9 protein-coding genes are annotated in these 10,336 nt (G+C 66.1%); 2 read left to right on the top strand and 7 right to left on the bottom strand.

Annotated elements, in window-relative coordinates; genetic code table 11:
• Positions 1-244: 244 nt before the first annotated feature.
• The 5 genes from E8M84_RS08990 to E8M84_RS08970 all read right to left on the bottom strand — a co-directional run bounded on the left by E8M84_RS08990 (position 245) and on the right by E8M84_RS08970 (position 5,709).
• Complete coding sequence (locus E8M84_RS08990) at positions 245-1,111, bottom strand: NUDIX domain-containing protein (RefSeq protein ID WP_137110775.1); 867 nt, start codon at positions 1,109-1,111, stop codon at positions 245-247.
• A 4-nt stretch (positions 1,112-1,115) separates the two neighbouring features.
• Positions 1,116-1,568: a TrgA family protein gene (locus E8M84_RS08985; RefSeq protein WP_137110774.1), complete on the bottom strand. Its 453-nt coding sequence runs from the start codon at positions 1,566-1,568 to the stop codon at positions 1,116-1,118.
• 10 nt (positions 1,569-1,578) lie between these two features.
• Entirely contained in the window at positions 1,579-2,793 is a 1,215-nt protein-coding gene (locus E8M84_RS08980; RefSeq protein WP_137110773.1) for a cyclopropane-fatty-acyl-phospholipid synthase family protein, read from the bottom strand.
• Positions 2,794-2,848: 55 nt separating this feature from the next.
• Positions 2,849-4,261, bottom strand: a complete 1,413-nt coding sequence (locus E8M84_RS08975; protein WP_137110772.1) for a deoxyribodipyrimidine photo-lyase — start codon at positions 4,259-4,261, stop codon at positions 2,849-2,851.
• Positions 4,262-4,482: 221 nt separating this feature from the next.
• A complete protein-coding gene (locus tag E8M84_RS08970) occupies positions 4,483-5,709 on the bottom strand; it encodes an aminotransferase class V-fold PLP-dependent enzyme (RefSeq protein WP_137110771.1) in 1,227 nt (408 codons plus the stop codon).
• Between the two features lie 404 nt (positions 5,710-6,113).
• On the opposite strand from E8M84_RS08970, the gene E8M84_RS08965 reads away from it, so the two are divergent.
• Together E8M84_RS08965 and E8M84_RS08960 are read left to right on the top strand one after the other, a co-directional pair.
• Positions 6,114-7,160: a PotD/PotF family extracellular solute-binding protein gene (locus tag E8M84_RS08965; protein ID WP_137110770.1), complete on the top strand. Its 1,047-nt coding sequence runs from the start codon at positions 6,114-6,116 to the stop codon at positions 7,158-7,160.
• Between the two features lie 201 nt (positions 7,161-7,361).
• Positions 7,362-8,936 (top strand): cation:proton antiporter, encoded by a 1,575-nt coding sequence (locus E8M84_RS08960; RefSeq protein ID WP_137110769.1) that lies wholly within the window; start codon positions 7,362-7,364, stop codon positions 8,934-8,936.
• A gap of 88 nt (positions 8,937-9,024) precedes the next feature.
• Here the strand turns inward: E8M84_RS08960 and E8M84_RS08955 are convergent, their stop codons facing one another.
• Both E8M84_RS08955 and E8M84_RS08950 read right to left on the bottom strand, forming a co-directional pair.
• Positions 9,025-9,762, bottom strand: coding sequence for a type 1 glutamine amidotransferase domain-containing protein (locus E8M84_RS08955; RefSeq protein ID WP_137110768.1), 738 nt, complete (start codon positions 9,760-9,762; stop codon positions 9,025-9,027).
• Between the two features lie 11 nt (positions 9,763-9,773).
• Positions 9,774-10,325 (bottom strand): antibiotic biosynthesis monooxygenase, encoded by a 552-nt coding sequence (locus E8M84_RS08950; protein ID WP_137110767.1) that lies wholly within the window; start codon positions 10,323-10,325, stop codon positions 9,774-9,776.
• Positions 10,326-10,336: the final 11 nt, after the last annotated feature.

Here is a 10,336-nt window from a genome sequence, read left to right as displayed (position 1 = left end):
CCCGTCCCCGACGGCACCACATTCCCCGGCCTGAGGGAAGGCCTCGAAGGCGTCGCATTCGTCGATGCCTGCGTCAGGTCGTCCGAACGGAATGGGGCGTGGGTCGGGCTGAATTTGTAGGTTTGCTCTTTTCAGAAATACTCCACGGGAGGTCCGGAGGGTGTGAAACCCTCCGGGGTCGGGTACAGAAGACGGCCTTCCAGAATGTGGCGCACGCGTAAGGTGGGCAATCTGCCCACCGCCCCTACCCGCGCAACCGCGCCCGCTCGCGCTGCAGCCAAAGCACAGTCAACAGCAACGGCGCATTCCCGATCTCGCCTGACGCCATCACCTCGACCAACCGGCCAAAGGACAAGAGATGTCCCTTGATGTCCTCGCCCTCCTCCGCCGCGCCGAAGACCCCCGCCACCCCATCGGGCAGGTCGCACAGCGCGACGTAGGAATAGAGAAACTCCGCCACCGCCCCCGGCGTCGGGTAATATTCAGCCACCTTCTCCAGGCGGCCCAGCACCAGCCCCGCCTCCTCCACCGCCTCGCGCCGGGCGGCATCTTCCGGGCTCTCGCCCGGGTCGATCCGGCCCGCGATGGCCTCGAGCTGCCAGGGCAAAGGGTCCCCCCGCCCGAACGGACCCATCCGGAACTGCTCGATCAGAAGAACCCGGTCCCGGACCGGGTCATAGGGCAGGACCGTGACCGCATCGCCCACGACAAAGACTTCCCGCGTCAGCAGATCGCTCATCCCGCCGTCAAAACGCCGATGCCTCAACTGGTGCCGGTTCACCGCAAAGAACCCGGCATGGGCCGGGTCGGGCGGACCCGAAGCCACCTCCCCCGTCCCCAGCCGCAGACCAGCAACCGGCGCACCCGCTGCCCTGACCCGGCTGGCCGCCTCGACCCGCAGCGACGGCAGACGCCGCGCCACGACCTCTGGGGACAGACGGCCAAAGGCCTGCATCACCAGCCCTGCAAGCGCCAATCCCTCGGCATCCGCCCTTATCGCATCCGGCGGCATCACCCGGGCAAAGAACACGGCGCGCGCGTCACCAAGACCCGCATCCTCGCCCAGCACGACTGACCAAAGCGCCTCCGGCCAGTCCTCCGACACTGACATCAGATCACTTCCAGCGGCGTGCCGCGTTCTCGGTCAACAGGCCAGCGACGATGCCGCCCAGAAGGATCGTCCCGAACACCCCCAGCGACACCATGGCCTGTGACCGCGTCGCCATCGTCTGGAACACGTCCAGGATCGCCTCCAGCGCCGTGTCATACCGCATCTTGACCGAGTTCTCGAGCATTTCGCGCATCGCCAGCAGAAACAGCGCCGCCACCGCCAGGATCACCGCCGTCTTGATTCCGGCTCCCGCGGCCTCGACATAGCCCTTGCCGACCGTCGGTCCCATCACCCACCAGCCGATGATCGCCCCCACCACCGCGGCCCCTTCGCGGATCGGCCCGGCCGAGGAGGCATCCGGCATGTTCATGGCGTAGTAATTCGCCATGACGAAGCCTACGACCGCGAAACAGACCGCGGCCATCAGCTTGGCGCCGGTCGGCATTTTGCTTGCCATTCCAAAGTCCTCAGTTCGGACGCGTCACCGTGATCTGCGTCACGTCGCAGTTTCCACCCTGAAACGCCCCCGCGCAAGAGGCGAGGTAGAAATCCCACATCCGCTTGAAACGGTCGTCAAACCCCAGTTTCTTCACCTCGCCCCAGCGGTCGGCAAAGGTCTCGTGCCAGCGCCGCAGGGTCAGGCTGTAGCTCTCGCCGAACTCGATCGACCCCTTCACCCGCAGCCCCGCCTTCTCCACCTCGGCCCGCAGCACGGACGGCGCGGGCAGCATCCCGCCCGGGAAGATGTATTTCTGGATGAAGTCCACGCCCTTGCGGTACAGGTGCCAGCGCGCATCGGCGATGGTGATGATCTGCAAGGTCGCATGCCGTCCCGGTTTCAGCCGGTTGCGCAGCGTATCGAAATAGACCGGCCAGTACTTCTCGCCCACCGCCTCGAACATCTCGATGCTGGCGATCCCATCGTAGCTGCCCTGCTCGTCCCGGTAATCTTGCAGCTTGATCTGCACCCGGTCCGACAGCCCCGCCTTGGCGATCCGCTCCACCGCATAGTCATGCTGCGCCTGGCTGATCGTCAGGCCCGTGACACGCAGGCCCCGCTCCTTCGCCGCATATTCCGCAAAGCCCCCCCAGCCGCATCCGATCTCCAGCACATGATCGCCGGCCTGAGCGCCCATCTGGTCGACCATGCTCGCATATTTCCGGCGCTGCGCGGTCTCCAGGCTTTCCTGCGGATTTGCGAAGATCGCCGAGGAGTAGGTCATCGTGTCGTCCAGCCACAGCCGGTAGAACTCGTTCCCCAGGTCATAATGGTACTGGATGTTCTTCTTCGCCTGGCGCTTGGAGTTGGACTGCAGCCAGAACCGCATCCGTTCATAGGCGCGGATCAGACCCAGGCCCGGGAATCCGTCACCCACGATGTTGTTCGCGGGCCGCTGGATCAGGTCAAGGAAGGCCTGCAGGTCCGGCGTCGTCCACCAGCCGTCCAGATAGGCATCGCAAAAGCCCAAGTCCCCCTCGCGCACCAAGCGGGCGAAGAGATCAGGGTTCACCACCTGGATCTCGGCCACGATCCCCGGCACCCGGCCCTCGATCCGGAACCGGCGCCCGTCGGGCAGCACAAAGTCCAGCCGGCCCTCACCCAGCCGCCCCGCCGTCTCGAACGCGGTCGCGAAATAGCGCGGCAGGTCCGGCTGCCCCTTCACCGTCGTCAACACGTCCATCGGCCCACCCCCAGGGTCGTTATTGCAAACACTTTCACCAAAGGTGATGCGTTCCTCAAGCATTTCGTGCCCCATATGCCGCAAGGGCAGCCGCCCGGCCCTCGGCCAGGTCCACGACCGGCTTCGGATAGGCCTGGTCGGGCCGCAGCCCCCAGGACCGTGGCACCGCGTCGAAATAGGCCAGGGCCTCCGGCCCGGGGTTCTTCGACAGTTCCGCGATGAACCGGCGGCGATAGCGCGCATCGGCGTCGAACTTCTCGGCCTGCCCCGCCGGATTGAACACCCGGAAATAGGGCGCGGCATCTGGCCCTGACCCCGCAACCCATTGCCAGCCCATCGCATTCGCCGCCGGGTCCCAGTCAGTCAGGCAGTCGGCGAACCAGTCCAGGCCCAACTTCCAATGCGTCAGAAGGTGCTTCGTCAGGTAACTTCCCACGATCATCCGCACCCGGTTGTGCATCGTGCCCGTGACATACATCTCGCGCAGGCCCGCATCGACGAACGGCTCGCCGGTCATCCCCTGCCGCCACCGCTCCACCGCGGCACTTTCGCCGCGCCACGGGAAAGCGTCCCATTCCGGCTTCCAGTTCCCGCTGGTGATGTGGGGAGTGTGATGCATCAGGTGATAGCTGAACTCCCGCCAGGCCAGTTCCCGCAGAAAGCTCTCCGCCCCCGCCTTGCCCTCATCCCGCGCCCGCAGGCCCGCATGCCAGACCTCGCGGATGCCGATCTCGCCATAGGTCAGGTTCTCGGACAGCCGCGAGGTACCAGCCACCCCCGGAAAATCCCGCATCTCGCTGTAGCGCTGAACCGGCCCATCCAGAAACGCATGCAGCCTTGAACGCGCCGCTACCTCGCCCACTGCCTGATACCGGGCGACGACCGCGCCTCCCCGGTTCATCGCCGCCCCCAACCGCCACTCCTCCAGCCGGTCCGAGACGGGCCACCCTTCCACCCCCCGCACCGCCCTAGGCGCAGCCTCGGGCGCAGACACCTCCAGCCCGCGCGCAGCTTTCCAGTACGGCGTGAACACCCGATAGAACCCGCCCTGCCCGGTCTCGATCTCCCAAGGCTCGTGCAACAGATGGCCGGCAAAGGACCGCGCTTCGAGCCCTTCACCCTTCAGCGCCGCCTTGACGCCCGTATCCCGCGCGACCGAGGCCGGATCATACAGCCGCGACCACCAGACCCCGCCGGCTCCGGTTTCGGCCACCAAGGCCTGCAAGACATCCAAGGCGGGCCCACGCCGAAGAATCAGCCGCGCGCCCAGGCCTTCCAGCGACCGGGCAAACGCCGCGATCGCCAGCCCCAGCCGCCACTTCGGCGCCGCGCCCAGCGCCTCGGTCTCCGGGTCCAGGATGAACACCGGCAGCAATGGCCGCCCCGAGGCCACCGCCGCCGCCAGCATCGGCTGGTCCCCAAGCCGCAAGTCCCGGCGGAACCACAAGATCAACGGTTTATCGGACATTCCCCAGCCCTTGTTGCGCAGCATCAACCTAGGCCGATAGCGGCAGGGTCAATATGTTCTTGCCCATGTTCCAAATACTCTCGAGGGGTGCCGTTGGTTTCGCCCTTGGTTCGAGAGATCAGAGGCACGGGTGGCCCCCCCCCAACGCCGTCCCTTGTGCGTTCTTCACGCACAAGGGACAAACGCAAAGGCTTGCGCGCCAGCGCTCCGCTTGGCTGACCCTACAGCACCCGGTCCAGGGCCGCGATCAGCCGCGCCACTTCCTCGGCGCTGGTATAATGCACCGCCGACATCCGCAGCACACCCTTGTCGCGGTCGATCCCCATCGCCTCCAGGGGCCGCACCGCATAGAAATCCCCCGCCCAGCAGGCGATCCCGTTGCGGCCCAATTCCTCCGACACCGGCTCTGCCGCCCGGTCCAATTCCACCGCCACCGTCGGCGCCCGCCGCCCCGCATCGCGGGGACCAAGCAACCGCACATCGTTCCGCTGCCCCAGATAGTCGAGCAACGGCTGGATCACCGCCACTTCCTGCGCCCGCATCAGGTCATGCACGCCCCGGTTCCGCGCCGCCGGATCGCCCGAAATCCCATGCCGCTCGGCCAGCGCATCGATGTAATCCGCCATCCCCGCACAGGCCGCGATCTGCGCATGGTCCGGCCCCGCCGGCGTATGCCGCTTGTACAAGACCCCATGGTTGAAGAAATGCGCCTGCCCCGGCAGTTCCATCCCGAAGCCCTCGCGCAACACCATGATCCCCTGATGCGGCCCGTAGGTCTTGTAGGCCGAGAACAGGTAAACATCGCAGCCCAGCGCAGGGATATCCGGGAACCCGTGCGGTGCATAGCTCACCCCATCCACCACCGTCCGCGCCCCCGCCGCCTTGGCCATCGCGCAGACCGCCGCCACGTCGTTGATCTCGGCGATGACGTTCGAACAATGCGGGAAACAGACCAGCTTCACCTTCCCATCCGCCAGAGCCGCATCCAGCGTCTCCAGGTCCAGAGACCCCGTCGCCCGGTCGATCTTCCACTCCCGGACCTCGATCCCCTCCTCGGCCAGCCGCCGCCAGACGCCCGAGTTCGCCTCGTGGTCCTGGTTCGTCACCACCACGGCCCCGCCCGTGCCCGCCAGCCACTTCCGCACCGCCTGCGCCAAGACGTATGTGTTTGCCGAAGTGGACGGCCCGAACGACACCTCTTCCCGCGCGACGCCCATCATCGCGGCAAGCCGCGTCCGCGCCTCGTCCATCTCCGCACCCCCCGCCTGCGCCCCCGGATAGGGCCCATAGGGCTGCACCTTCCGGTCCCGGTAGAACCGCGTCAGCCGGTCCACCACCTGCAGGCAAGGGTAGCTCCCGCCCGCGTTTTCAAAGAAGGCATGGGACGACAGGACAGGCGAGGTAAACGCCGGAAACTGCGAACGGACGAAATCAAGATCAAGCGCCAAGGCTTACGGCTCCATGTTGGGGCCGCAGGGCGGGTGGCCCGCACGCAGTGCGGGAGGGTCCCGGTCTGCGGCAGGTCTTCCAGCCAGACCCCCGGATGTCTCTCCGAAGGCCAGAGCCGGGGTTCACCCCGGCATCGACGGCAACGCTATCCGCCCTGCCCTGCGCCCGCAACCCCTGGAGCCCGCTCCCAACCGCCCGTCAATCGGGCAACCTGACGCAAGGTCACCCGAATTTGTGCCGTTTTCTGCGGCAAAGGCTGCAAAATCCCGCAGATTCCCCTTGTCCTTTCGAACGCGCCTCGCCACTTTTTCCTCAGGGCGCGCCGAGGGGGCCGCGTCATCATACCAGAAAAGAACATCGGGCGGCCCACCGCGTCGTCCGCATGTCTCGCAGAGGAGAACTCATGTCCCGCAAAAGCCTCGCAATCCTCAGCGCCGCTTCGGTCCTGGCGCTTTCCGTCTCGGCTCGCGCCGCCGATCCCGACCTGACCGTGCTCGACTGGGCCGGCTGGGAAATCGACGGGATGCTGCAGCCCTATGTCGACAAGCACGGCCAGAAACCGTCCTACGTGTTCTTCGCCGATGATGACGAGGCGTTCCAGAAGGTCTCCTCCGGCTTCAAGGCCGACGTGGTCCACCCCTGCGCCGCCGCCGTTCCCCGCTACATCGACGCCGGCCTGATCGAGCCGTGGGATACCTCCAAGATTCCGGAATTCGCCAACATCCCCGCGCGGATGCACGAGCCCTTCACCAATGACCAGGGCGTCTGGTTCATCCCGACCGACTACGCCTACACCGCCATCGCCTACAACGCCGAGACGGTTCCGGCCGAGGACGTTGCCTCGGTCCAGGTCTTCACCAACGAGAAATATGCCGGCCGCATCTCGATGCCCGACAACACCGATGACGTCTGGTCGCTTGCGTTCATGGCCACCGGCGTCACGTCCTGGGACAATGTGACCGACGAGCAGTTCACCGCCGCCGCCGACTGGCTGCGCAAAGTCCACCCGAACGTCCGCGCCTACTGGTCCGACCCCTCGGAACTGTCGCAGCTGATGGCCTCGGGCGAGGTTCAGGTCGCCTGGTCCTGGAACGACCCCGTCGCGATCCTGCAGGCGGAAAACTTCCCCGTCGGCTTCAACCGCGCTGCCGCCGAGGGTGCCGCGACCTGGTACTGCGGCATGGTCAACATGAAGGACGCCCCCGGCAACGAGGACAAGGCCTACGACTATATGAACTCGATCCTGGCCCATTCCTCGGCCCAGCCGCTCCTCGACGCGATCGGCTATGCGCTCGCCAACGATGCCGCGATGGCCGAGATCCCGGCCGAAGCGCTGGCCGCGGCCTATGTCGACCCGGTGACCACGCCCCTCTTCGTGCAGTCGCCGCCCACGACCGAACTCCGCGACCGCATGATCGAGGAATTCGAGCTCATCAAGTCGGGCTTCTGATTCCGACGGTTCTGCAAGACAGACGCCCGGGGGAAACCCCGGGCGTTTTGCTTTCAAGCCCTGCAAGCTTTCCGGCATCGAAGACCGCACTTCAGCCAAACATCCATCTTCCTTGGCGAAGGCCCGCCCGAACCCCGGAAGGCCCGGTTGCGCCCCTCGCCTGTCCCCTCTAAGCCTCGGGGTGCCCCAGCCCGGTCGTCCATGTTCGAAGTCATCGCCCTCAGCTTCGCCTTCACCTTCGGCCTTGCCGTGCGCCGGCTGGGCCTGCCGCCGCTCGTGGGGTTCCTGGCGGCAGGCTTTGCCATCCACGCGGTCGGCCCCGCCCTCGGCCTGCCTGACAAGACCGGCGAGATTCTGGACCACGTCGCCCACCTTGGCGTCCTTCTCCTTCTCTTCGCGGTCGGCCTCAAGCTCCGCCTCGGCCAACTCGCCCAGCCCCAGGTCTTTGGCACCGCCCTCATCCATTCCGCGATCACCACGGCCGTCTTCTCCCTTGGTCTGGTCGTCTTCCTCCGCCTCGACTGGCCCACGGCCCTCCTCCTCGGCGTGGTCCTCTCCTTCTCCTCCACCGTTTTCTCGGCCAAGGTGCTGGAGGCCAAACGCGACATCGGCGCCTTCTACGGTCGCACCGCCATCGGCATCCTCGTCGTCCAGGACATCGTCGCGCTGGCGGTCCTGTCGCTGTACAGCGGCCAGGCCCCTTCGCCCTGGGCGCTTGCCCTTCTCGCCACCCTCCCCGTCCTGCGTCCCGTCCTGCACTGGCTTCTCGACATCTCCGGCCACGATGAGCTTCTTATCCTCGCCGGGATGCTCTTGGCCATAGTCGCGGGTGGGGCGGGGTTCCAGGCCGTGGGTCTCGGGGCCGAAATCGGCGCACTGGTGATCGGACTCCTCCTGTCCACCCACAATCGCGCCAAGGAGCTTTCCGATTCGCTCTGGGGCCTAAAGGAGCTGTTCCTGGTGGGCTTCTTCCTGCAGATCGGCATGTCCGGTCTGCCGGGGATGCAGGACCTGATCCTCGCGCTGGTCCTCACCCTCCTCCTGCCCTTGAAGGGCGCGCTCTTCTTCGCCCTTCTCCTGTCGTTCCGCCTGCGCGCCCGGACCGCCTTCCTGACCGCCCTCAACCTCACAGCCTACAGCGAGTTCAGCCTGATTGTCGCCGCGACGGTCCTGCCGGACTGGCTGGTGCCCCTCGCCCTTGCCGTAAGTCTCTCCTTCGTTTTCGCTGCCCCCCTCGACCGCTTTGCCGACCGGCTGTTCATCCGCCTGGAACCCCATCTCAAGGGATTCGAGGCCCGCCGCGTCCACCGCGACGAGCTTCCGACCGATCTTGGCACAGCGTCAGTCCTGATCCTCGGCATGGGCCGCACCGGCACTGCCGCCTACGACCAGATCACCCCGCATCTCAGCGCCGTCGGCATCGACGCCGACACCTACCGCGTGCAGGCCCATGTCGCCGCCGGGCGCCGGGTGCTATTTGCCGATGTCGAGGATGCAGGTTTCTGGCGCGGGTTGCGCCTGCCAGGCATCGAGGGCGTGATCCTTGCTATGGACAGTATCGAGGCCAAGGAAAGCGCCGCCCACGCGCTGCGTGCCAAGGGCTTCCGCGGCCCGATCGTCTCACATGCGCTGTACGAAGAGCATGTCCTGCGCCTCAAGACTGCGGGGGCCGACCACATCTACCAGACGATGAACCAGGCCGGGATCGGGCTCGCCGACCAGGCCGCCCGCGCCATTGCGCTCGACCGCCAACCTGCCAGTTTCATCGAGGTCTAGGGCCGCGGACAGACCTTTCCAGATCCTTAACGCCCGCGGCCAAGCCACTGTTTTCCTTATACCATCAGCGTTTGTCCACCGTGGACACTCACCGCCCCAGCGTCGCCACCACCAGCTCTGCCGCCGCTGCGCCCGAGTTCTGCTGCTGCCCCGTGATCAGGTTCCCGTCCCGCACCGCGAAGGGTTTGAACATGCCCTGCACGATGAAATTCGTCCCCTCGATCTTCCGCGCCTCCTCCTCGATCCAGAACGGCTGGATCCGCTTGCCGACAAAGCTGTCCGCGAAGGCCTCCTCGCTGTTGGCGAACCCGGTCCAGGTCTTGCCCTTGACCAGCAGTTCCCCGTTCGACAACCGAGTTTTCAACAGCACGCAGGTTCCGTGGCAGACGATCGCCACCACCTTCCCCGCCTCATAGGCCCGTGCCACGAACCCGTGCAGCTCCGCATCGTCGATCATCGTCACCATCGGCGACTGCCCCCCGGCCAGGAAGATCGCGTCGTATCCCGCCAGATCGACCTCATGGACCGACTTCGTCGCCTTCAGCAGCGCCGCATGGGTCGGAGATTTCTTGAACCCCAGCGAAAGGATATCCGCCGCCGAATAGCCGCTTGCATCCTCCGGGTCGGAAAACCCGTCCGCCACCAGATCGCCGCCCTTCGGGCTGACGATGTCGGCCTCGTAGCCCGCCTCGGTGAAGGTCCAGTAGGGGTGGGTCAGTTCTGCCCACCAGAACCCGATGGGCCAGCCTGTGGTGGGCGACACCCCCGGGTTCGCCGCCACCATCAGGACGCGTTTCTTGGTATGGATGTCGATGTTCCCGGACATGGGATCTCCTTTCAGGTTGCAGGTTTCGGATAGATGAAGCGGGCAATGCGCGGCGTCAGACGCGGCATGATCAGGTAGGTCATCAGCCCGACCTGGATCACCACAGTCACGAAGACCCGCAAGACGAGGGGCCAGCCCGCCATGAACGGTCCCAGGGCAAGGTTCAGGATCAGGACCAGCACGAACACCACCGCGACCAGAACCAGTGCCATTCGATGCGGACTTGGCTGCGGCACCTTCGTCCCCGGCGGCGCGTCGAACCAGAACTCCAGGCCCGTCAGCCTTTCCCAGGCCGCATCGCCAGCAAAAAGCGGCGCCGCTTCCGCCAGCATCCGCGCCCGGAAGTCCGAGCCCTCGAACCGCTCCAGCGCCGCCAGTCTGTCGAAGCGGAAGACGCTGCGATAGTCGCCGCCAAAGCCCGAGGGCCGGTGAAACTCCGCCCCCAGATAGCCCGGAAACTCCCGCGCCACTCCCTCGGTCAGCCGGGTCAGCCAGGCCTCATACTCGGCCTCCCGTCCCGGTTTCACCCGGCGGCGCACCAGGATGGTGACAGGCTCGCTCATGACAAATCTCT

The sequence above is a fragment of the Rhodobacter sp. SY28-1 genome (assembly GCF_005222785.1).
GTDB lineage: Bacteria > Pseudomonadota > Alphaproteobacteria > Rhodobacterales > Rhodobacteraceae > Tabrizicola.
Note: the sequence above shows the minus strand (reverse complement) of the source record. Positions and strands in the feature narration are given on the sequence as shown.

Excerpts from the sequence above, each read along its gene's own strand:
- E8M84_RS08980 (WP_137110773.1), bottom strand. The coding sequence starts at position 2,793 with ATGGACGTGTTGACGACGGTGAAGGGGCAGCCGGACCTGCCGCGCTAT.
- E8M84_RS08990 (WP_137110775.1), bottom strand. The coding sequence starts at position 1,111 with ATGTCAGTGTCGGAGGACTGGCCGGAGGCGCTTTGGTCAGTCGTGCTG.
- E8M84_RS08960 (WP_137110769.1), top strand. The coding sequence starts at position 7,362 with ATGTTCGAAGTCATCGCCCTCAGCTTCGCCTTCACCTTCGGCCTTGCC.
- E8M84_RS08965 (WP_137110770.1), top strand. The coding sequence starts at position 6,114 with ATGTCCCGCAAAAGCCTCGCAATCCTCAGCGCCGCTTCGGTCCTGGCG.
- E8M84_RS08955 (WP_137110768.1), bottom strand. The coding sequence starts at position 9,762 with ATGTCCGGGAACATCGACATCCATACCAAGAAACGCGTCCTGATGGTG.
- E8M84_RS08985 (WP_137110774.1), bottom strand. The coding sequence starts at position 1,568 with ATGGCAAGCAAAATGCCGACCGGCGCCAAGCTGATGGCCGCGGTCTGT.
- E8M84_RS08950 (WP_137110767.1), bottom strand. The coding sequence starts at position 10,325 with ATGAGCGAGCCTGTCACCATCCTGGTGCGCCGCCGGGTGAAACCGGGA.
- E8M84_RS08975 (WP_137110772.1), bottom strand. The coding sequence starts at position 4,261 with ATGTCCGATAAACCGTTGATCTTGTGGTTCCGCCGGGACTTGCGGCTT.